Origin of the sequence: Marinobacterium aestuarii (genome assembly GCF_001651805.1) — a bacterium.
Classification (GTDB): domain Bacteria; phylum Pseudomonadota; class Gammaproteobacteria; order Pseudomonadales; family Balneatricaceae; genus Marinobacterium_A; species Marinobacterium_A aestuarii.
Window position 1 is genome coordinate 2,079,051 of record NZ_CP015839.1, and the last position, 21,267, is coordinate 2,100,317.

Below are 21,267 nucleotides of genomic sequence, written 5' to 3' on the forward strand. Positions count from 1 at the left end.
TAATAGTCCTGATAAAGGGGAAAGTGTGCCGGGACCCTGGCAGCCTGCCAGGCCCGGCATTGAGGGCGTTCAGTTACAGGCGACAAGCTGGGCTTCACGCACAGCGGTCTGTGGTAACAGCGTATCAAGCGGCAGGTGGCAGCGAATGCGGTTGCTGCCATGTTCCTGCCAGGGTGGCAGCTGTTGCCGGCAGCGCTCGCTTGCCCCGGGGCAGCGGCGTTGATAGGCGCAGCCCCGGGCCGGCGGGTGCTGCTCCGGAGCCTCATTGTCCAGTAGTCTGGGATGATGGTCGGGGTCGGGTTCGAGTACCGCGTTCAATAGTGCGCAAGTGTAGGGGTGGCGGGCACCGCCAAAGACGTCGGCGGTTGAGCCCACCTGGCAGAGCCGGCCCTGGTAGAGCACGGCTACCTGGTCGGCGACTGCCTTCACGACGGCAAGGTCGTGGGCGATAAACAGGTAGCTCACGCCTTTTTTTGCCTGCAGCTCCTTGAGCAGTTGCAAAACCGCGGCCTGGACCGAGACATCGAGCGCCGAGGTGACCTCGTCACAGAGTATCAGTTGGGGGTCGCCGGCGAAGGTGCGGGCAATGGCCACCCGCTGCTTTTCGCCGCCCGACAGCTGTGCCGGCATCCGGTCCAGATAGTGGGGCCCAAGACGCACCATGGCGAGCAGTTCGGTTGCTCGCAAACGGCATGCCTGCCGGTCCAGACCGCTGTACAGGCGCAGTGGCTGCTCAAGTATCTGGGCGATGCTATGGCGCGGATTGAGTGAGGCATCGGGGTTCTGGAAGATCATCTGTACCCGTTGCTTCAGGGCCTGGCTGCGCTGATCCAGCGGCGCGTTCAGGTCTTCACCTTCGAGCCTGATATCGCCATTGCTGGCCGGGTGTATACCGCAGATCGCCCGCATCAGGGTGCTCTTGCCGCTGCCGGACTCGCCTACCAGGGCGAGGGTTTCACCCTTTTTCAGGACAAGTTCAATGTCCTCGACAGTGGCCGGCGTTGTCGGGCTCTGGCCTCTGAGGCGGTGCAGCAGGCCTGGTTTGTCGTACCGTACCGTTACCGCCTGCAGACTGAGCTGCGTTTGAGCAGTGTTTTTCCTGGATACCGAAGGTCGCAGGGGCGTTGCTGCCGGGCTCAGCTGGGAGCATTCCAGATGGCAACGTACGGCGCGGCCGTCGGTGGTTTTGAGCGGCGCGGGCAGGTCCTGGCACATGGGTGTTACGTCGGGACAGCGGGCTGCGAAAGCGCAGATCCGGCCGGTGCTCCCGCTGCGTGGCGGATAGCCCGGCATGGTCGGCGGCAGGCCGGCATCCTCCAGGCGCGGAATCGAGGCCAGCAGGCCCCGGGTGTAGGGATGGGCAGGCTGGCGCAGTACTGCGCGGCTGCTGCCCAGCTCGACGATTTCGCCGGCGTACATCACGGCAATGCGGTCGCTGATACGCGCGACGGCGCCCAGGTCGTGGCTGACAAAGACAAGGGTAGTGCCCAGTTGTTGCCTCAGGTCACGCAGCAGCTCGAGTATATGGGCCTGGGTGGTGACATCAAGACCGGTGGTGGGTTCGTCAAGGACCAGCAGTGAGGGATTGCCGGCCAGGGCCATGGCGATGGCAACCCGCTGTTGCTGGCCACCGGAGAGCTGGTGAGGGTAGCGTGCCAGCAGCGATTGCGGCGCTGGCAGTCGTACCTGCTGCAACAGCTCGAGGCTGCGATCGCGCCAGGCGGCGCGGGGCAGGTCAGTATGCAAGCGCAGGGCTTCGTTTAGTTGCCGGCCGATCGTCATGCTCGGGGTCAGGGACTGGCCGGCATTCTGCGGAATCAGGCCGATACGCTGGCCACGCAGGGCCTCCAGTTCCCGAGCCTGCAGCTGCAACAGGTCATCGCCCTGGAAGCGGATCTGTCCGTTCAGCACTTGGGAGCCGGCACGCAGAAAGCCCATCAAGGCCAGGGCCAGGGTGCTCTTGCCGCAGCCTGACTCTCCCACCAGTGCCAGGGATTCGCCGCTGTTGATCGACAGGGTGATGTCTCGCAAGACCTGTATCAGAGCGCCCTGCTGGTTGTGGTAGCCCAGGCTGAGGTGGTTGATCTGTATGAGGGGAGTTGGTGTCATCATCGGGCGAAATCCTTAGACGGGTGCCTTGGCACGATCGAGCCCCGTTGCCTTGGCAAGGGCGTCGGCCGACAGGTTGATACTGATAATCAGGCTTGAAAGCGCAAGTGCCGGGAACAGCGTTGCCCAGGGGGCGATGGAGATCATGCTGCGGGCATCGGCGATCATCAGACCCCAGTCGGGTGTGGGTGGCACAGCCCCGAACCCGAGGAAGGAGAGGGAGCTGAAGGCCAGCAGCATCCAGGCCCAGCGCATGGCGACTTCAACCAGCACGGTATCGAGCACATTGGGCAGCAGCTCACGCAGCACGATTGTCATGCGCCGCTCGCCGCGGGTGCGGGCTGCGATGACAAAATCCCGATTGACGACATCGAGCGTTGCCGCGCGTACCACACGGATCACCGAGATGCCGTAAAAGAATCCCAGCGTCAGGACCAGCGTCCAGGTCTGCTGTCCCAGCAGCGCAATGATCAATAACAGGAACAATAGCCAGGGAATGGCCAGCAGCGCATCGACAAGTCGCATGGCCCACTCGTCGACGCGGCCACCAAGAAATCCCAGCAAAATGCCCACCAGGCTCCCCCAGGCGACGGCGGTCAGGGTGCCGAACAGCGTCACGAAAATGGCCAGACGGCCTCCCATGAGGGTGCGGCTGAGCAGGTCACGTCCCAGGTGGTCGGTGCCGAACCAGTGCACAGGGCTCGGTGGCTGCAGCATCATGTAGCCATCCTGAAGCGTCCAGTCATGGGGGGCAATCCATGGGGCGGCAACAGCGAGTAGCAGATGCAGGCCAAGCACTGACAGGCCTATCACGCCGGAGCGGGAGCGGCGGAGGTTGCGGCACAGGAGGCGCCAGCCCGAGGGGTGAGGGGCTGGTGCGTTCACGGAAACAGCAGATAGGATCATGGTAAGGACTTCCTTAGCGGGCGGTGCGCAGACGTGGGTTGAGCGCCAGGCTGCAGAGGTCCGCCAGCAGATTACAGGCGACATAGACCGCGGCCAGCAGCAGTGCGATGGCCTGGACCAGCGGCAGGTCACGGTCCTGAATGGCGCGGATCATGAGTGTGCCGATACCGGGGTAATTGAAGACTTGCTCGATGATCACGACGCCGCCCAGGAGCCAGGCGATGGTCAGGGCGATGATGTTGATCGCCGGCAGCATGGCGTTGGGCAGGGCATGGCGCCAGACGATCTGGCGTAGCGGAACGCCCTTGAGCCTTGCCATCTGTACGAAGTCGCTGGCCATTACGTCGATCATTGAGCTGCGCACCATGCGCAGAATGTGTGCCATCATCACCAGCGCCAGGGTGAGCATTGGCAGCACTACATTGGGCAGGAGCTCGACTATCGGCACCGTCGGCCGCACGGTGACGACCGCAGGAAACCACTGTAGCTGCACGGAAAAAACCAGGATCAGCAAGGAGGCGGTGACGAACTCCGGAATTGTCATGGTAAAAATTGACAGGGTCGAGATAGCAATATCGCTACCGCGGTCGCGGCGAAGTGCCGCAAATACCCCCAGTGCAACAGCCAGCGGGATACCAACCAGCGCGGCGCTCACGCCCAGCACCAGCGTATTGCGCATGCGGTTACCGACCAGATCGTTGATCGGCTTGTTGCGTTTTAACGAAGTGCCCAGGTCACCTTGCAAGACCCCGCTTGTCCAGTCGCCAAAGCGTTGCAGTGCGGGGCGATCAAGCCCGCGCTCCAGGCGACAGTTGTCCAGACGGGTGCCCTGGGCGTCACGACCGAGGTAGGCGCTGCAGACATCACCTGGCAGGTATTCAGTCATGGCGAATACCAGCACGCAGACGGTTGCGAGCGTCATCAGGGCCAGTACCAGCCGTTTAAAGATAAGATTCAGCATTGTGTAATCCGGATGCGTGGCCACCTCTGTCGGGGTGGCCACAGGGGGTGAAATCAGTCGATTGCGACCTTGTTCCAGCGGATTGAGAACTGTTCAACCGGGTCCATGCCGCTGACAGCGCTGCGCAGGGCCCGCGTCTGGTTGAGGTGATAGGGAATCAGGGCGCCGCCGTCCTGCCACAGGGTTTGCTGCAACTGTGCATACAGTGCCTTGCGCTTGTCGAAGTGAAGTTCGCTGCGGGCAGCGTCCAGCATTCGGTCGAATTCGGGGTTCTGATAGAAGCTTTCGTTCCAGGCGGCGCCGGAGCGAAAGGCCTCGTTCATGATCTGGTCGGCCGGGCGCTGGGACCAGCGGCTGGAGACGGCCGGGTCCTTCATCCAGACATCGCTCCAATAGCCGTCGGACGGCACCATGTTCAGCCTGACGTTGATACCCGCGGCGGCAGCCTGCTGCTGGTACACCTCGATCATGCGGATAAACTCGGGTTCGTTGTCGGCGGAACTGATTTGTACCTCTATGCCGTTTGGATAACCGGCATCGGCCAGCAGCTTCCGTGCGCCCTCAATATCCTGGGCGCAGTCGATCTCGGCTCGGTACTGATCACCGGACCACACCGGGTTATCGCAGGTGACGGTGCCGCCATGCTCACCGGAAATGAGTTTCATCATTTCGGCACGATCAACCACCATGCGCAGGGCCTTGCGTACCCTGGGATCGTCATAGGGGGCGGTATCGGTGCGGAAAACCAGCGTACGCCATTCACCGGTCGCAATGCTCTGGGTCTGGAACTGAGGGTTGTTGACGAACAGGCGCGCCTGCTGGCTGGTGATGCTTTGTTCCAGGTCTATCTGGCCTGCCATCAGGGCCTGCACGCGGGCCTGGGAATCGGGAATGCCGATCAGGTTAATGCCATCGGCTGCCGGGGGGCCTTCCCAGTAACCGGGAAAAGCCTTCAGGGACGTGGTGCCTTCCGGGTCCAGTTCCTCCAGCATAAAGGGCCCGGAGCCGATACCGCTGGTGGCAATACTGTCACCGGAATCCTGCGGAATGATTCGTATGCGGTAGTCCATCAGTAACAGTGGCAGGTCGGCGTGGGCGGAGCTCAGGTTGATGCGCAGCTTGTAGTCGTTGATCACATCCACATTGTCGACAACGCCAAGGACCGCGGCGACCGGTGAGTCGATCTTGGGGTCCTTGATGCGCTCAAGCGTGTATTTGACATCGGCGGCGGTCAGGTCGGAGCCGTCGTGGAATTTAACCCCGCGGCGCAACTCGAACGTCCAGCTTCTGGCGTCAGGCGAGGGGTGCCAGGCAGTGGCGATTTCAGCGCTGGGTTCGCCATCGCTGCCCTGGCGAACCAGGCGCGAGTAAAGCAGCTGGTTGGCATCGAAAAAGCGGCTCGGGGAAATCGGGTCCAGTGACTCGGCGCCAGCGTAACCCACATCGTGAGCGATGCGCAGTGTGCCGGCGTCGGCCAGGCTGGCAAAGAGTGCAGCAGCCATCAGTGCAGAAGAGAGCAGAGGTTTCATCGGAATTTCCTCATGAATGTTTGGGTTGGAACAGGGGAGAGGCCTGCCAGGGAGTGGTCACATCCAGAATTGCCGCCAAAGTGGGGGCGATCTGTATGGCCTTACCATGGGCGAGAGACTGCTGCGGTATGTTGTTGCCGTAGAAAATGCAAAAACGTTCGTCCGCCCGGGTGCCGGGTCTCATGCCGTGATTCGACTGGTACTTGGACGGGCCATAGAGGCCGCAGGTGTCGGGCCTGGAGGCTTCAAAACTCAGAGCGGAGCCTTGAGGGGCCACGAAGGTCAGCAGCCGCTCGCGTTGTTTGGCTGGCAGGTGATCGTTATTCCAGGGCTGCATGCCTTCGCCGGTGAGCTTTTCGCTTAGTCTGCGGGCTTGCTCGGCAGTGTCCGGGCGGACCAGCAGTACACCGCCTTCGCTGGACCAGGTCACTTCATCGCCCAGCAGTCGGTCGACGTAGAGCGCCTCCGGCATGGGGGTATGGCCGTGATCACTCAGGATTGCAAAGTTGTAGTGCTCCAGTACGCCGGCCTGTTCCAGGCGTGTAAGCAGGCAGCCAATCTGGGCGTCGGCGCAACGCAGCGACCAGTCGCTCAGCGGGTGCTCAGGACCGTATTTGTGCAGGAAGTAATCGGTTATGGCGATTTCCAGCAGTATAAAGTCCGGCGCAGTCGTCGATGCCGCCAGGGCCGCGGCAAGGTCCAGTAACTGATGGTCGGCCAGCATGCCGAGCTGCAGTTTCATCTGGGGTGACTGGTTGGGCTGAACCGGGGGCTGGGCCTTGCCGTGTTCGAATAATGCACGGATGCGGCCTTCGGGATCATGCAGGCCAGCGGCGCGACGCCATTGAGCATCGGCTTCGGTTGGCTGCGCATCCTTGCCACGCATCAGCATTTCGTCGACCCACCAGGGGCCCTGATACAGGGTGCAATCCTCCGGGCGGACCATGCCGTAACCCAGGCAGGCGACATCAAGGCCCTGGCGCTTGGCGAGTGCAGGCAGGGTATCGACCTGCACGTCGTAGGGGTTGGCCCAGCGGAAAGCATCGCCATCGAGGATGTAATTGCCGTAGATGCCGTGTTCGCCGGGGGGGACTCCGGCAATGATGGACGTGCGGCCGGGGCAGGACGTGCCACAGACTTCCGGCGTCACACCGTCGACCTGAACCCCCAGACGCGCCATCCGGTCGAGGTTGGGCAGCAGGTGGCGCTTGCGGGTGAAATGATCGGCACTGATGCCATCGACCATAATCAGAATCAATCCAGACATTGCAGTTCTCAACACTCAGGTCATTAGTAATCGAGGCCAATGGTAGAGACGCTTTGTGTCACGGCGATGAAATAAAAACGCAATAAACCCTAGAATTTCCCGGGTGATCCATAGTTTTTCTAATGTAATAACGCCCTTGGGCGCTCGCTCCTGTCTGGGCATCGATACTTGAGGGCGGGTAGTCTAGGTCTGGATGGGGTCCTGTTGGGGCTCGGTGAACAAGACGTGCGTCGCAGGCCTTTAAGGGGGCAGGGTGCGTTGAATGACGGTGGTGGATCAACGTAGTCTGCAACGAGGCCGCTTTACTTTATAATGCGTCCCTTTGTCACTGTGGCGCCCTGGGCGTCTTGCGGGTGCGGTTGAGCTTATGAGTTGCGAAAAATCTGTGCGCATTTTGTTGGTCTGCCTGGGGAATATCTGCCGCTCGCCTACGGCCCATGGCGTGCTGGAGCATCGCCTGCGTGCTGCCGGCCTTGACTGGGTCACGGTCGATTCGGCCGGTACAGCAGCTTACCATCAGGGCAATGCACCGGATGCGCGTGCAACGGCGGCTGCGGCGCGTAGGAATGTACCGCTGGCACATTTGCGGGCACGCCAGGTGGTGGCGGCGGATTTCGAAACGTTTGATCTGATTCTGGCCATGGATGCGCAGAATCTGGCGGACCTGCGTGCCCAGGCGCCGGCGGGTTCTTTGGCATCGGTACGGCTGTTTATGGATTTTGCCAAGGGGTTGGGGACTGAGGTGCCTGACCCCTACTATGGCGGCGCGGCGGGTTTTGAGCAGGTGCTGGATAGGGTGGAGGCGGCGAGTGATGGTCTGATTGGGCAGTTGCGCAGCGGCGCCTGGCAAGGAGCTGAGTGATGGGGTGTCTTGTTCATAATCAGGATCTGCGCCGGCACAACAGTTTTGGGTTCGCGGCCTGTGCCGAGAACTTCGTGCGTGTCGAGACACTGGAGCAGCTGCAGGATGCCGTTGCCCAGGCACAGCATAACGGCTGGCCTGTGCTGGTGCTGGGTGGTGGCAGCAATCTGGTGCTGCGTGAGCAGATACCGGGTCTGGTGATCCAGATGGCCATCGGCGGGCGCCGGGCTGAGCCTGTGGGTGATGATGAAGTGCGGGTAACGCTCGGCGCCGGTGAAATCTGGCACCAGAGTCTGGACTGGATGCTGGATCAGGGTTACTACGGGCTGGAGAATCTGGCGCTGATCCCGGGCACTGTGGGTGCGGCTCCCATGCAGAATATTGGCGCTTACGGTGTGGAGTTGGAACAGGGGTTCGACTCCCTGCAGGCGCTTGATACCCACACCGGCGAGCTGCGCATTTTTAGTCGAGAAGACTGCTGTTTCGGCTACCGGGACAGCTGCTTCAAGTCCATGGAACCTGGCCGTTACATCATTATCGACGTGACCTTTCGGCTATCACTGCAACCAAGGCCGCAGCTGCGCTATCAGGCGCTGGTAGACGCGCTGCAGGCCCGGGGCATTGCGGAGCCGCAGCCCAGGGATGTGTTCCAGGTGGTGTGTGATATTCGCAGGGCCAAGTTGCCGGACCCCGCCGAGATTGGTAACGCTGGCAGCTTTTTCAAGAATCCGCTGGTATCTGCTGTTCACTACCGTGAGTTGCTGCAGCAGTTTCCCAGGCTCGTGGCTTATCCGGCAGGCGAGGGTTACAAGCTTGCGGCGGGTTGGCTGATCGAGCAGTGTGGCTGGAAAGGGCATGTGCGCGGAGCCGTGGGGGTGTACGAGCGTCAGGCACTGGTGCTGGTCAACCTGGGTGCTGGTACCGCACCTGAGCTGATGCTGCTGGCGGGCGAAATCGTGCAGTCGGTTGCTGCACGTTTTGGCGTGCAGCTGGAAATGGAGCCGCGTCTGTATCCGGCCTGATGCTGCTGGAGTCGCAGGTGGAACAGGGTTGACGACAGGGGCAGGAAGCCCTTTAGCAGTAAAAGAAGGCTTAGCAAAAAAGGCTCAGTAAAAAGCGCGCAAAAAAAAGCCGGCGATTAAGCCGGCTTTTTTGTATTCAGCACTCAGGAGTGCTGGTTTTCCACGTTTTCATCCTGCGCTTTCTGCTGACTGCGGCGCTTTTCCCGCGGGTCATTAGGCGCGCGGCCTGAGCGACGACGGCGACGCGGTGCAGGCTGCTGTGCAGCCGGGGCTACGGCTGTGTCGATAGCGGGCTCGGCTACGGCTGCTTCAGTCGGCTCTTCAGTCGCTTCTTCCGGGGCCTGAACTTCTGTGGTTTCAGCGGCGGCTTCTACTTCTACTGCAGTGGTTTCGGCTGCAGGTGCGGCTTCAGCGACCACGTCGGTAACTGTTTCGGCTGTTTCAGCTTCAGCGGCTTCAGCGGCTTCGACCGGTGCAGCTTTTTCAGCTTCGGCAGCTTTTTCAGCTTCGGTGGTATCCGGGCTGGCTGTCACTTCTGCAGCCTCTGCTGCTGTGTCTGCAGAGGCTTCTACCGCGCTGTCGGACTGCGCAGGCGTTACCGCTGTTGCCTGCTCGGCTTCAGCTTGCTGTGCAGCTTCTTCGGTTGCAGCGGGCTCGGCGAGCACTTCAGCACTCACCGTTTCAACCTCGACAGTGTCTGTCGCAGTCTCTTCGGCAGCGTCTGTTGCGGCTTCAGTCACTACTTCAGGAGCTTCAGTTGTTGCTTCAGTGCTTGCCTTTTGGGCTTCTGCTGCGTCTTCCTGGACAGGTTCTTCAGCTTGAGCCGCAGATTGCGCTGCAGTTTCAGCAACAGGGGCCTCTTCAGCAGCGGTCTCTGCGCTTTCTGCAGGAGCAGGCGCTTCAGTCGTGCTAGCTTCAGCCTCTGCCTGCGGTGCAGTCGCATCATTCTGCGTGTCGCCGGAGGCGACAGTGGCATTCTGATTGGCTTCATCGCTCGCAGCCGTTTGCGTCTCGGTAGACTCTGCAATAGCTGGGGCATCCTGTACGGCGGTGGCAGTAACCTTGTCGGCGGTTGACTCGCTTGCGTTCTGCTGCATGGTCTCGGCGGCTACCGCCGTTGCGGCAACTGTTGCAGTCGCATCAGCGTCTGTCCCTGTGCGCTCGGCAACGCGGTCAGAACCGCGACGACGACGACCACGGCGACGACCGCGGGTTTCGCTGTCCTCGGCGCTGTTGTCGCGTGCTTCGCGCTTCTCTGCTGCAGGCTTTGCCTTAGGCGTGTCATCAGTCTCACTCGGGCTCACGACATCCGGCTGTTTTACGCGGGTGTCATTCTGCTCGAGCTGCTGCTCTTCGCTTGTCTCAGCGCTGCGGGCAGAGCGTTCGTTGCGGGACTCATCACTGTCATTCTTGCGGCTGCGGCTGCGACGACGACGCGGCTTGCTCGAACCACTCTGTTCTTCAGCAGAAGAACTCGGTGCCGGTGCGCTGTCGGCCTGCTGCGGCGTGATGGTGATGATTTCGTCGGAGTCCTGCTGCGAGCGACGACGACGGTCATTGTCACGGCTGTCGCGACGGCGCTTGGGCTTGTTGCTGTTGCTGCGTTCCTGAGCCGGGCGATTACGCTCTTCGCGGTTCTGACTCGGCGCGCGACCCTGACGAATCTCGGGCAGCGGTGTCGGTTCAGGTTCCGGCTTGGGCGTATCACCAAACAGGCCCTTGATAAAGCCGGCCAGCTTGGTGCCCAGTGAGACGGGGGCAGCAGCAGGAGCGGCCGGTGCAGCGGCTGCAGGTTTAGCCGCTGCAGGGGCGCGCTGGGTGCGTGCTGGTGCAGGCGCTGCGGCTGCCGGTTTGGGCGCAGGCGCGGGTTCAGGCGCTGCAGCCGGTGCCGGGGAGGCGGGAGCTATGCCCTGTACAGCGGCTTCCTCGCGCTTCACGACCTTGGCAGCAGAGGCGGTGAACTCTTCCTGCTTGGGCGGTGGCTGCAGGCTGTAGCTGGCGTCGTTGGTGGTGGCCACGGTGTGGTCATCACGCAGGCGCACGACTTCATAGTGCGGCGTTTCCATGTTCGGATTCGGCACTATGACGATGCGTACCTGATGGCGCAGTTCGATTTCGTGAACTTCGTGACGTTTTTCGTTCAGCAGGTAGGTTGCAGCCGTGACCGGCAGAATGGCGCGAATCTGGGACGTGCGGTCCTTGGAGGACTCTTCCTCGATCAGGCGCAGGATCGACAGGGCCAGGGATTCGGTATCACGAATGGAGCCCTGTCCGTTGCAGCGCGGGCACACGGTGCCGCGGGATTCGGCCAGTGACGGACGCAGACGCTGACGCGACATTTCCAGCAGGCCAAAGCGGGAGATGCGCCCCATCTGGACGCGGGCGCGGTCCAGCTTGAGGGCATCAGCCAGACGGTCTTCCACCGCACGCTGGTTCTTGATCGGTGTCATGTCGATGAAATCGATGACCACCAGGCCGCCGATATCACGCAGACGCAGCTGGCGGGCGATTTCTTCCGCCGCTTCCAGGTTGGTGTTGAGTGCCGTTTCTTCGATATCGCTGCCACGGGTAGCGCGGGCCGAGTTGATATCGATGGATACCAGGGCCTCGGTCGGGTCTATCACGATAGAGCCGCCGGAGGGTAGGGTGACTTCGCGCTCAAAGGCCGTTTCGATCTGGGACTCGATCTGGTAGCGGTTGAACAGCGGCGTCTGCTCTTTATAGAGCTTGATCTTGCTTTCGAAGCTCGGCATCACATGGCGGATGAACTGGCGGGCTTCGTCGAACACCTTGTCACTGTCGATCAGCACTTCGCCGATATCGTTGCGCAGGTAGTCGCGGATCGCACGGATAACGACGTTGCTTTCCTGATAAACAAGGAAGGGCGCGTTGCGCTTGGTGCCGGCTTCGGTGATGGCTTCCCACAGGGTGGCCAGGTAGTTCAGGTCCCACTGCAGCTCTTCCGAGGTGCGACCGACACCCGCGGTGCGAATGATGATACCCATCTTTTCGGGCACATCGACGCCGGACAGGGCTTCTTTCAGCTGGCTGCGCTCATCCCCTTCGATACGGCGGGAAATGCCGCCGGCACGGGGGTTGTTGGGCATCAGAACCAGGTAGCGACCGGCCAGGCTGATGAAGGTGGTGAGGGCTGCGCCCTTGTTGCCACGTTCTTCTTTTTCAACCTGAACAATAACTTCGGTGCCTTCCTTCAGCACATCCTTGATGTTCGGACGGCCGCCTTTTTCGGGCTGCTTGCTGAAGTAGTCGCGGGAGATTTCCTTCATGGGCAGGAAGCCGTGACGATCGGCGCCATAGTCGACGAAGGCCGCTTCAAGGCTCGGCTCTACACGGGTGATTTTGCCCTTGTAGATGTTGGCCTTTTTCTGCTCACGGTTGGATGACTCTATATCCAGATCATAAAGCCGCTGCCCGTCAACGAGGGCGACCCGCAACTCTTCTGGCTGAGTTGCGTTAATTAGCATTCTTTTCATGTAGTTAGCATTCTTTAATAGGGGAACGCACGTCTGGCCACTGGTCGAGCTGCTTGACCGTATCTTGATGGTACGGCCCGGTCTTGTGACGCGGTCAGTGTGACGCGGCCAGGGGCTGATAGTGCCGCCTGGCAATGTGTAGACTCGTATCGTCGGTGGAGGAAACGCCAGCCAATATAGTTCTAAGTTCTTTGCTTGTTGCTGCCGTTGCGGGCAGGTTCTGGGCTGATGTACATCTTCACCTGCAACCGGACCGCTCAGGACCGGTGGCTGGAGTGCATTCCTGAAAACTGTTGTCGAATAGGTCTTTTTGCCGGTGCCCGGGCTTCTGCGCCCACCGCATCGCCAGAAATATCGTGGGGAGGGTCAGACGGTTCGATAAATTTGCATTCTCTAAGAGCCAACCGCACACGGCAGCGGTAGAATATATCAGCTATCCCTACAGGCATCAATCAGAGCGCTCTATCCTATTAATATGTCAAAAAATATTGCGGCCGCGCCGGTCAGTGTCCAGTTTGTTGAAGTGACGGAAGATCAGGACGGTCAGCGGATCGACAATTTTCTGCGCACGGCACTCAAGGGTGTCCCTAAAAGTCTGATCTATCGCATCGTTCGCAAGGGCGAGTTACGCGTCAACAAGAAACGGGTAAAACCGGATTACCGGGTTAAACCGGGTGACCTGGTCAGAATTCCGCCGATCCGCGTGTCCGCGCCGCGTGAAGATGTGCCGGTCAAGCAGGGCCTCGCCGACGTGCTGGAGGCGGCGGTACTGTATGAAGACAAGGATCTGATTATTATCAACAAGCCTTCAGGGCTGGCGGTGCACGGTGGCAGCGGTGTGAGCCTTGGCCTGATTGAGGCCTTGCGCCAGATACGCCCGGAACAGCGATTTCTGGAACTGGTACACCGGCTGGATCGGGATACCTCGGGCTGCATCATGGTGGCCAAGAAGCGTTCAATGCTGAAGTTTCTGCATGAGGGCTTGCGTCAGAAGGGCCGGATCACCAAAATCTACCAGGCGCTGGTGGTGGGTCGCTGGTCGACACGTACGCACCAGGTTGACGCGCCGCTGAACAAGAACGAGCTCAAGTCCGGCGAGCGTATTGTCAGGGTGCAGCCCGAGGGCAAGCCGTCCATTACGCTGTTCCGGGTATTGCGCCGCTTCGGCATGACGGCGACGCTGGTCGAGGCGCAGCCGGTGACCGGGCGTACGCACCAGATCAGGGTGCACGCACAGTTTGCCGGTCATCCAATCATCGGCGACGAAAAATATGGTGTAGATGAGCTTAATCGTGAGATGAAAGCACTTGGTATACGCCGGCTCTTCCTGCATGCGGCGCAGTTGCGTTTGACGCTGCCCAATGGTGAACGTCTGCGGGTAGAGGCTCCGCTGGAGTTGCAACTGCTCGCAGGCCTCGCCAGGCTGGAAGAAACCGGATCTGATGGTGTGGAAGTCCAGGAAGGATCAAATGAGTAACGAAGAGTTGAAACAGCAGGTGTTTCGGGCCGCAGATCAGTTGCTGCTCAGTGGTCAGTCGCCGACGGCGGCACTGATCGAGCGGCAGCTTGAGATCGAGGCTGCAGAGATTGAACCCTGTCTGGTGTTGTGGTGGCAGATGTTGTCTGAGCGTGTGGGGCTGGATGCCGCGGTGACGCCTATTCCGGATGTGCCCGATAGCCTGGCGACGGCGTTTTCCCGTGTCTGGCAGCAGGCGGTTCAGGAAGCGTCTTCTGCGGTCACGCTGGTGAAACGTCATGCTGAATACGGTGCTGAGGCTGAGCGCCGTGTGTCGGAAGATGCGCTCAAGCAGTCCCATGATCACTATCAGGAACTGGAAACGCGCTACCGCGAGCAGACGCTCAAGCTTGAAAAGGCCGTTAGTGCCAGCAAGGCGGCGGAAGCCGAAACTGCGCACCTGAAGAATAGCCTGACGTCCGAGGCGGCGCGTTTCGCCAAGGAAGAAGCCCAGCGCATGCATCTGGAGCAAGAGCTTGAGCACCTGCACAAGACCTATGAAGATGCCAAGCGCAGCTTCGATCTGCGCATCAAGGACGAACAGCGTCACAACCTGGAAGCGCTGGCCAAGAGCGAGGCGGACGTAAAGCATTACCGTTCCGTACAGGAAAAGCTGCGCGACGAGTTCGGCAAGAAGGAGTCTGTGCTGGGGCGGGAGATCAGCGATTTGCAGGCTCAGCTGGCCAAGAAGGACAGCCGGATAGAAACGTTGCAGACCAGCATTCGCAGCCTGGAGGATGAGCTTAAGTTGGTGCAGCAGGACCTTACCCTGCAACAGCGCGAGCTATCCAAGGTCAATGCCAGCCTGCTGTCGGAAGTCAATCGCAGCAAGCGGCTGGATGGCAAGGTCAAGGAGCTTGAGGGCGATATCAAGCAGCAGGTACAGCGCAATGCCAGTGCCTCCAGTGAAGCAGCACGGCGCGAAAATGCGCTGCGGGCGCAGGTGCAGGTTCGCGAGGAAGAGTTGTTGCGGGCCAATGCCAAGGTGGTTGCGCAGGAAAAACGCCTGATAACCCAGGATGAAGAGCTCAAGCGGATGACATCCCGCCTTTAATAAGGCGGGATTCTACGGTTGGGACCCTGCCTATCTTATTCTATACTGTTATAAGTCTCTGCCTTTTTTGAATGAGTAGCGATATGTTAACAGCCAGGATGCGAGGTCAGGCCGGCCAATGAAACTTCAGCAATTGCGTTATATCTGTGAGGTTGCCAAGCATGACCTCAATGTGTCGGCGACCGCGCAGAGTCTGTTTACGTCTCAGCCGGGTATCAGCAAGCAGATCCGTTTACTGGAGGATGAGCTGGGTGTTGAGGTCTTTGCCCGCAGTGGCAAGCACCTGACTCGGGTCACCACCGCCGGTGAGGCCATACTCGCGGTGGCCGGTGAGATTCTGCAGAAAGTCGAAAGCATCAAGCAGGTGGCGCAGGAGTTCAGCGATGAACGCAAGGGCAGCCTTGCCGTGGCGACCACCCACACCCAGGCACGCTATGCCTTGCCCTGGTCGATCACCCAGTTTATCAAAAGCTATCCCGACGTATCCCTGCATATGCATCAGGGCACGCCGATGCAGATTTCGGAAATGGCCGCCGATGGCACCGTGGACTTTGCGATTGCCACTGAAGCCATGTCCCATTTCAGTGATCTGATCATGATGCCCTGCTATCGCTGGAACCGCTCTGTGGTGGTGCCCAGGGATCATCCGCTGTGTCAGGTCTCGAAGCTGACGATCAAGGAGCTGGCGGCCTATCCGCTGGTGACCTATGTATTCGGCTTTACCGGGCGCTCCAAGCTCGATGATGCCTTTGTGCGCGAAGGCCTGACTCCCAAGGTGATCTTTACCGCAGTCGATTCCGATGTGATCAAGACCTATGTGCGGCTCAAGCTCGGCGTCGGTATTATCGCCACCATGGCGTATGAGTCGGATATCGACAGCGATCTGGTAGCACTGGATGCCAGTCACCTGTTCGAGGCATCCACCACGCGCATCGGTTTTCGCAAGGGTACCTTCCTGCGTGGCTATATGTACTACTTCATCCAGAAGTTCGCGCCTCATCTCACCGAAGATGTGGTACGCCAGGTTCAGGCCTGTTCCAGTCGGGCTGAAATCGACGCCATCTTTGCAGGCCAGGTGCTGCCCGAGATGTAATCTTGCGTGCCCGCGGGTCAGGGGGTAGATTGACTGGCAATATTTTGCCCGTTAATCACGCAAGGAGACTGATGTGGAGCTGGCCTGTCTTGACCTGGAAGGTGTACTGGTCCCGGAAATCTGGATCGCATTCGCAGAAGAAACGGGCATCGATGCCCTCAAAGCCACCACCCGGGATATCCCCGATTACGATGTGCTGATGCGCCAGCGCCTGCGCATTCTCGATGAGCATGGTTTGACGCTGCCGCAAATCCAGCAAACGATTAGCCGCCTCAAGCCGCTGGAAGGTGCCGGTGAGTTTATCGACTGGCTGCGCGAGCGTTTTCAGGTGGTAATACTGTCCGATACTTTCTATGAGTTCGCAGCACCACTGATGCAGCAGCTGGGCTATCCGACGCTGCTGTGCCACAGGCTGGAGAGTGGTGAGCAGGGGCGTATCACCGGTTACAAGCTGCGCCAGCGGGATCCCAAGCGCCAGTCAGTGCGAGCCTTCCAGCTGCTTAACTACCGCGTGGTTGCGGCCGGCGATTCTTACAACGATACCACCATGCTGGCCCAGGCCGAGGCCGGTATTCTGTTCCATGCGCCTGCCAATGTGATCGCCGAGTTTCCACAATTCCCGGCGGTGCAGACCTTCGCCGATCTCAAGCAGGAGTTTATCCGCGCCAGTGAGCGGGATCTGAGTCTGTAGTTGGCGGCCTGTTTGGCGCATGAATTATTTGCCGGTTGCCGTCCCGTTTATTGCAGGGCGGGTGCACTAGACTTTACGGGCATGGTGCCCGTGGGTTCCGAGCGGCTTTCGGTTCGTTTTTTACGCGGCGCCGGCGCGGAGATTGTGCCGTACTCCAACAGGTAATTCCTTGTAGTGCATGGGGGTCAGGGACGGCGGTAGTTCGCTGCGAGGGGTTGGTATCGGTCACTGCCGGTTGTGGGTGGCAGCGAAAGCAGCTCTGCCTTTGATCCTTCACGGATGTGGGGCAAACCGGTCGTGCGCCGTTGCGCCGGTGGCAGGGCGGAGGTAAGCGCCATGCACCATTTGACAACCCTTATTGTTGCTCTTGTAATGCTTTTCCCCTTCGCCGCGGGGCATGCTCAGGCATTGCCCCTGCGTGTTCCGGATCAAATTCACGCTTCACCTCCGCCTGCCTTTGCGTCCGACCGGATATTGGTCAAGTTTAAACCTGGCAGTGCCGCTGCTGAAATGGCGTCACTGGCTCGGCAGGGGCATGACCGTCATCTGCGTACCATTCCCGGTCTCGATGTGCATGTGATTCAGGTTCCGGCGGGGACCGTGCTGGAGCGGGTTGCGGTCTATCAGCGTAATCCGAACGTGATTTTTGCCGAGCCTGATTTTTATCGGGTTCTGATCGAACCCAATGAAGGTACTGATCCGCCGCCGCCCAGCGGGACCGGAAACGATCATTTTAGTGACCAGTGGGCGCTCAACAATACCGCTCAGCTCCATGCCATTCCCGATCCGGTGACCGGTATCGCCGAGGTTCGCGGGTCTCAGGATGCGGATATCGATGCGCCCGAGGGCTGGGATATTTCCACCGGCTCCGCCAATGTCAAGATCGGGATACTCGATACCGGTGTCGATTGCCGTTCCGCCAGTAACCCCGTCGGCAGCCTGGAGTTTGACGCCGGCAAGTGCGTCGAGCAGGTCAACTTCGTTGCCGCAGAGGAGGGGCTTCTTGACTTTATCGGCCATGGTACTCACGTCGCGGGCATTGCGGCTGCAGCGACCGACAATGGAATCGGCGTTGCCGGTGTTGGCTGGAACAGTTCGGTCGGAAACCTGAAGACCTGCTTTCAGTACTACTATTGCCCGTATCCCGAGCTCTGTGAATACTACACCGTCATTATTGGGGTCTGCCCGGTATCGGCATCAGCGGAAGCGATCCAGTATGCCGCCGATAATGGCTATCACGTCATCAACATGAGCTATGCCAGCGACGAATTTGACGTGAACGGTGATCCGGTCAGCTATGGCCAGTATTCCCAGGCTGAAGCCGATGCGGTCGCTAACGCCTGGGATGCAGGCGTGGTGATGGTCGCGGCTGCGGGTAATGAGGGCACCAATACGCCGCTCTATCCCGCCGCCTATCCGCAGGTGATTGCGGTCGGAGCGACGGATCACGATGACAATATTCCGGATTTTTCGAGCTTTGGCAGTAGTTGGGTGTCCCTGATGGCGCCGGGCGAGTACATCCTGTCCACGGTGCCCAATGAATTCTGCATCTTCTATGCCGATATTCTGGGGGTGGAGTTCGATCCGGAAAGCGATGCCTGTCTCGACTGGTATTCCGGAACCTCGATGGCGAGCCCCCATGTCGCCGGTGCAGCGGCTCTGGTATGGGCGCACTTTTTTAGCGCGTCCCTGACGGACCCGGGAAACTGTATGGATACAAACGGCGTCACACCCTGCAATCAGGCGGTGCGCCAGCATCTGGAAGGCGGAGCTGATACGGCGGGTGCCCTGGGGCAAAATATGCTTGCCTGGTCGATGAACGGCCGGCTCAATCTTCATGGCGCCTTGATGGCAAGTGTGGAGCCGCCACCTCCGCCACCTCCGCCGCCTGTCGTCGTTCCGCTGTCGCCGAGTCTGCTTGTGGCGACGGTAGTGCCAGATTCGGCGGGTGGCGAATCGGTTGAACTGACCTGGGAACAGGACGGCCTGATCACCGGATTTGATATCGAGCGTGACAAGCTGAATACCAAGCGCGGAACCGTTACCGGTACCGCTTCGTGGGCAGTAGCGCCATCGCCACTTGCGTACGCCGATGATGTGGGCTCTGGTCGCTACCTTTATCGGATAAGGGCGCGTAACGGCGACGAAGTCTCGGCTTGGGTTGAATTGGCTGGTTATGTTGATGTTACTGACGGCGGTGGCAAGGGTGGTGGCAAGCCGAAAAAATAATCTCAGGCGTCGCGGTCATCGCAGGTGGCTTCCAGCGTCTTCAGCAGGTTGTTGACCTTGTTGTAGGTCTCTTCGTATTCCTGCTCGGTGATCGAGTCGGCCACGATGCCGCCGCCGGCCCAGCAGAAGATACGGTGCTGTTCACACAAGAGGGTGCGGATGCTAATGCTGGTGTCCATGCGCCCGCACAGGCTGATATAGCCAATGGAGCCGCAGTAGATATTGCGTCGCTGCGGTTCCAGCTCGTCGATGATTTCCATGGCGCGGATTTTTGGGGCACCGGTGATCGAGCCGCCGGGAAAGCAGTGTTCCAGCAGATCCAGCGGCTGCTGTTCCTGCGCCAGGGTGCCTGTCACGGTAGTGACCAGGTGGTGCACGTTGGCATAGCTTTCGACGGCAAACAGTCGCGGTACCTTCACCGACCCCAAGGCGCAGACCTTGCTCAGGTCATTGCGCATCAGATCCACAATCATCAGATTCTCGGCTCTATCCTTGTGTGACTCGCGCAGCGCCTGTTTCAGCTGTGCATCCGTCTCTTTGTTGTCGCCCCGAGGTCTTGTGCCCTTGATGGGCTTGGTGGTGACCTGGCGCTGGTCGGTACAGAGGAACTGTTCGGGTGACAGCGACAGTACGGCGCCATCATCACTTTCCAGGTAAGCCGAATAGGGTGTGGGGGCGGCGCGGCGCAGCATCTGGTAGGCCCGCCAGGGATCGCCGTCAAAGGTGGAGCTAAAGCGCTGGGTAAAGTTGACCTGGTAGCAGTCGCCATCCTTTATATAGTCATCAATGCGCGCCAGCGCCTGATTGTACTGCTCTGGGGGCAGGTCATTGTTAAAACCCGCGCGCAGTTTGAACTCAGGTGTCGTGGTGGCTTTGGCTGGGCACTGCAGGCGCTGCAGTACAGCCTGCAGCTGTTGTGCCTCACAGCTTGGGTGGGCGATCAGTTCTGCTCGCGCCTGATGGTGATCCACGATAATGGCCCAGCTGTAAAAGCCCATGCGCATTTCCGGAAAGGCAATATCATCGCCCGCCAGCGCTGGTAGCTGCTCCAGTGCGCGTCCCAGATCATATCCCAGATGGCCGATCAGGCCGCCGCAGAATGGCAGGTCGTCCTGGGATTCGGGGCTGGGGTGTCTTGCCAGCAGTTGTCTCAGGGCATCGAAGGGGGAGCCTGGCAGGGTTTCGCTGGCGCCGTTACGGATCAGTTGCAGATCGCCGCGATTGAAACGCACCAGAAAATCCGGCGCCGCGGCGATGATGTCGAAGCGGCCGTAAGGGCTGAGCGGGCGTCCGCTGTCCAGCCACACCGGGCTGCCAAGGTCGCGGATGGCCTCGAACAGGGGGCTGCTGTCTTCACGGTAGTCTAAAGCTGTACGACTGATCACGTGCCTGGATTCTGCCTGCCGGTAAGAAAGCCGCAATTCTACCCGCGGCGCAGGGGCAATGCACTAGGGAAGGCATAGGGAAGCGGCTTCTATGGGGTGCCAGACAATAGGGCTTGTTCAAATACTGTCGTTTGAGTGGTGCCGGCTTGGCTGATAAGGCTGCGCAATCGGATGAGGGCGCTATAATTGTCCCGCTGTGCTCGAAGTGTCGACACTTTATTCAATTGGGCGGCTGCGCCCGCTGTGCTTATTCAAGGACCCTGTATGCGTCACCCTTTTTCTGTGGACAGGCACTGCCTGAAACTGGCGGACCAGCACCTGAGCTATCGGCTCTATCACAACGCGGCGGCGCTATCGGACCGCAGGCTGGTGCTGCTGCACGGGGCCGGTGTGGCCGGGCTGGATACCTGGCATGCGCTGACCGCTTTCACTCAGCAGTGGCGCTGGATACTGGTGCCTGATCAGCGCGGCATGGGGGATACCCGCAGTCCCGATGGTCAGGAGTATCCCTATGTAGTCCAGACACTGGTGGCGGATCTGGAAGCCCTGGTGGATCACCTGGGCTGGCAGGCGTTTGATCTGGGCGGCTATTCCCTGGGCGGGTTGGTGGCGATGTTATTCAAGCAGCGGCATTCGACGCGGGTAAAAAAACAGTATCTGCTGGAGTCCGCTATCCTGGATCGGCCGGACTGGAGCAGTACCGTGGCGTTGCGCCAGCGTTACAGTCATGCGGCGGGTCACCTGAGTGGCAGCGATGCTGCGCAGGGCATCATCCAGTTTCTCGATGCAATTTCACCGGATCGCAAGATCAAGCCTGAGGCCGAGCGGATGATGGTATCCCGTCTGGCGGCGCGTCCGCAGGGCTTTGCCAATGCGCTCAATGCCGTCACCCGGGCAATCAATGAGGTGAACCGCGACGACATAGTCGCCGCCCAGGGCGATGTCAGCAGCTTTATCGGTGGGCGCAGCGTCGATCCCATGCACCAGTACCACCGTCATCTGGCTGAACGCCTGCCCAACTGGCACTACTTTCTGGTGGCCGGCACCGATCATTCGCTGCCGTTCCAGAAGCCCCGCCAGATTGCGGCAACCATGCAAGCCGAACTGTTGCGTTATATGGGATCTGCCGACACTTGCGCGTGATGTGTG

15 protein-coding genes are annotated in these 21,267 nt (G+C 60.0%); 8 read left to right on the forward strand and 7 right to left on the reverse strand.

The window, feature by feature from the left end; translation table 11 throughout:
- Nucleotides 1-69: 69 nt before the first annotated feature.
- The 5 genes from A8C75_RS09150 to A8C75_RS09170 are packed head-to-tail and all read right to left on the reverse strand — an operon-like array spanning nucleotide 70 to nucleotide 6,772.
- Nucleotides 70-2,112: a dipeptide ABC transporter ATP-binding protein gene (locus A8C75_RS09150; RefSeq protein WP_227819870.1), complete on the reverse strand. Its 2,043-nt coding sequence runs from the start codon at nucleotides 2,110-2,112 to the stop codon at nucleotides 70-72.
- Nucleotides 2,113-2,124: 12 nt separating this feature from the next.
- Nucleotides 2,125-3,015, reverse strand: a complete 891-nt coding sequence (locus A8C75_RS09155; protein WP_084783903.1) for an ABC transporter permease — start codon at nucleotides 3,013-3,015, stop codon at nucleotides 2,125-2,127.
- Between the two features lie 13 nt (nucleotides 3,016-3,028).
- On the reverse strand, nucleotides 3,029-3,976 hold the full coding sequence (locus A8C75_RS09160; RefSeq protein WP_067381055.1) for an ABC transporter permease: 948 nt from the start codon (nucleotides 3,974-3,976) through the stop codon (nucleotides 3,029-3,031).
- Nucleotides 3,977-4,029: 53 nt separating this feature from the next.
- Nucleotides 4,030-5,505 carry an ABC transporter substrate-binding protein gene (locus A8C75_RS09165; protein ID WP_084783905.1) on the reverse strand — a complete coding sequence of 492 codons (1,476 nt, stop codon included), beginning with the start codon at nucleotides 5,503-5,505 and terminating at the stop codon, nucleotides 4,030-4,032.
- Nucleotides 5,506-5,515: 10 nt separating this feature from the next.
- Complete coding sequence (locus A8C75_RS09170) at nucleotides 5,516-6,772, reverse strand: alkaline phosphatase family protein (protein WP_067381060.1); 1,257 nt, start codon at nucleotides 6,770-6,772, stop codon at nucleotides 5,516-5,518.
- A gap of 367 nt (nucleotides 6,773-7,139) precedes the next feature.
- Between A8C75_RS09170 and A8C75_RS09175 the strand changes: the two genes are divergently transcribed.
- Both A8C75_RS09175 and murB read left to right on the forward strand, forming a co-directional pair.
- Entirely contained in the window at nucleotides 7,140-7,634 is a 495-nt protein-coding gene (locus tag A8C75_RS09175) for a low molecular weight protein-tyrosine-phosphatase (RefSeq protein WP_067381063.1), read from the forward strand.
- Complete coding sequence (murB, locus tag A8C75_RS09180; RefSeq protein ID WP_067381066.1) at nucleotides 7,634-8,656, forward strand: UDP-N-acetylmuramate dehydrogenase; 1,023 nt, start codon at nucleotides 7,634-7,636, stop codon at nucleotides 8,654-8,656. Before A8C75_RS09175 ends, murB begins: the two co-directional genes overlap by 1 nt.
- A gap of 143 nt (nucleotides 8,657-8,799) precedes the next feature.
- Here murB and rne read toward each other — a convergent pair whose 3' ends face one another.
- Nucleotides 8,800-12,150 carry a ribonuclease E gene (rne, locus tag A8C75_RS09185; protein WP_169822844.1) on the reverse strand — a complete coding sequence of 1,117 codons (3,351 nt, stop codon included), beginning with the start codon at nucleotides 12,148-12,150 and terminating at the stop codon, nucleotides 8,800-8,802.
- Nucleotides 12,151-12,625: 475 nt separating this feature from the next.
- Between rne and rluC the strand changes: the two genes are divergently transcribed.
- From rluC to A8C75_RS09210, 5 genes are all read left to right on the forward strand, one after another.
- Nucleotides 12,626-13,627: a 23S rRNA pseudouridine(955/2504/2580) synthase RluC gene (gene rluC, locus A8C75_RS09190; RefSeq protein WP_067381072.1), complete on the forward strand. Its 1,002-nt coding sequence runs from the start codon at nucleotides 12,626-12,628 to the stop codon at nucleotides 13,625-13,627.
- On the forward strand, nucleotides 13,620-14,720 hold the full coding sequence (locus tag A8C75_RS09195; protein WP_067381075.1) for a DNA-binding protein: 1,101 nt from the start codon (nucleotides 13,620-13,622) through the stop codon (nucleotides 14,718-14,720). Before rluC ends, A8C75_RS09195 begins: the two co-directional genes overlap by 8 nt.
- 118 nt (nucleotides 14,721-14,838) lie before the next feature.
- The gene (cysB, locus tag A8C75_RS09200) at nucleotides 14,839-15,813 is read left to right on the forward strand and encodes an HTH-type transcriptional regulator CysB (protein WP_067381078.1); all 975 of its coding nucleotides are present in this window, start codon (nucleotides 14,839-14,841) and stop codon (nucleotides 15,811-15,813) included.
- A 73-nt stretch (nucleotides 15,814-15,886) separates the two neighbouring features.
- Entirely contained in the window at nucleotides 15,887-16,504 is a 618-nt protein-coding gene (gene thrH, locus A8C75_RS09205) for a bifunctional phosphoserine phosphatase/homoserine phosphotransferase ThrH (protein WP_067381081.1), read from the forward strand.
- Between the two features lie 336 nt (nucleotides 16,505-16,840).
- On the forward strand, nucleotides 16,841-18,733 hold the full coding sequence (locus A8C75_RS09210; RefSeq protein WP_067387140.1) for a S8 family serine peptidase: 1,893 nt from the start codon (nucleotides 16,841-16,843) through the stop codon (nucleotides 18,731-18,733).
- Nucleotides 18,734-18,735: 2 nt separating this feature from the next.
- Here A8C75_RS09210 and pabB read toward each other — a convergent pair whose 3' ends face one another.
- Nucleotides 18,736-20,118, reverse strand: coding sequence for an aminodeoxychorismate synthase component I (gene pabB, locus A8C75_RS09215; RefSeq protein ID WP_067381084.1), 1,383 nt, complete (start codon nucleotides 20,116-20,118; stop codon nucleotides 18,736-18,738).
- 264 nt (nucleotides 20,119-20,382) lie between these two features.
- Here pabB and A8C75_RS09220 point away from each other — a divergent pair, with 264 nt between their 5' ends.
- Nucleotides 20,383-21,261 (forward strand): alpha/beta fold hydrolase, encoded by an 879-nt coding sequence (locus tag A8C75_RS09220; protein WP_067381086.1) that lies wholly within the window; start codon nucleotides 20,383-20,385, stop codon nucleotides 21,259-21,261.
- The last annotated feature ends 6 nt before the right edge of the window (nucleotides 21,262-21,267 follow it).

Bases quoted from the DNA above. Each gene is read 5' to 3' on its own strand.
- murB (WP_067381066.1), top strand. From the start codon at position 7,634: ATGGGGTGTCTTGTTCATAATCAGGATCTGCGCCGGCACAACAGTTTT.
- A8C75_RS09165 (WP_084783905.1), bottom strand. From the start codon at position 5,505: ATGAAACCTCTGCTCTCTTCTGCACTGATGGCTGCTGCACTCTTTGCC.
- cysB (WP_067381078.1), top strand. From the start codon at position 14,839: ATGAAACTTCAGCAATTGCGTTATATCTGTGAGGTTGCCAAGCATGAC.
- A8C75_RS09160 (WP_067381055.1), bottom strand. From the start codon at position 3,976: ATGCTGAATCTTATCTTTAAACGGCTGGTACTGGCCCTGATGACGCTC.
- A8C75_RS09150 (WP_227819870.1), bottom strand. From the start codon at position 2,112: ATGATGACACCAACTCCCCTCATACAGATCAACCACCTCAGCCTGGGC.
- A8C75_RS09220 (WP_067381086.1), top strand. From the start codon at position 20,383: ATGCGTCACCCTTTTTCTGTGGACAGGCACTGCCTGAAACTGGCGGAC.
- A8C75_RS09155 (WP_084783903.1), bottom strand. From the start codon at position 3,015: ATGATCCTATCTGCTGTTTCCGTGAACGCACCAGCCCCTCACCCCTCG.
- rluC (WP_067381072.1), top strand. From the start codon at position 12,626: ATGTCAAAAAATATTGCGGCCGCGCCGGTCAGTGTCCAGTTTGTTGAA.
- A8C75_RS09170 (WP_067381060.1), bottom strand. From the start codon at position 6,772: ATGTCTGGATTGATTCTGATTATGGTCGATGGCATCAGTGCCGATCAT.
- A8C75_RS09175 (WP_067381063.1), top strand. From the start codon at position 7,140: ATGAGTTGCGAAAAATCTGTGCGCATTTTGTTGGTCTGCCTGGGGAAT.
- A8C75_RS09210 (WP_067387140.1), top strand. From the start codon at position 16,841: ATGCACCATTTGACAACCCTTATTGTTGCTCTTGTAATGCTTTTCCCC.
- rne (WP_169822844.1), bottom strand. From the start codon at position 12,150: ATGAAAAGAATGCTAATTAACGCAACTCAGCCAGAAGAGTTGCGGGTC.
- A8C75_RS09195 (WP_067381075.1), top strand. From the start codon at position 13,620: ATGAGTAACGAAGAGTTGAAACAGCAGGTGTTTCGGGCCGCAGATCAG.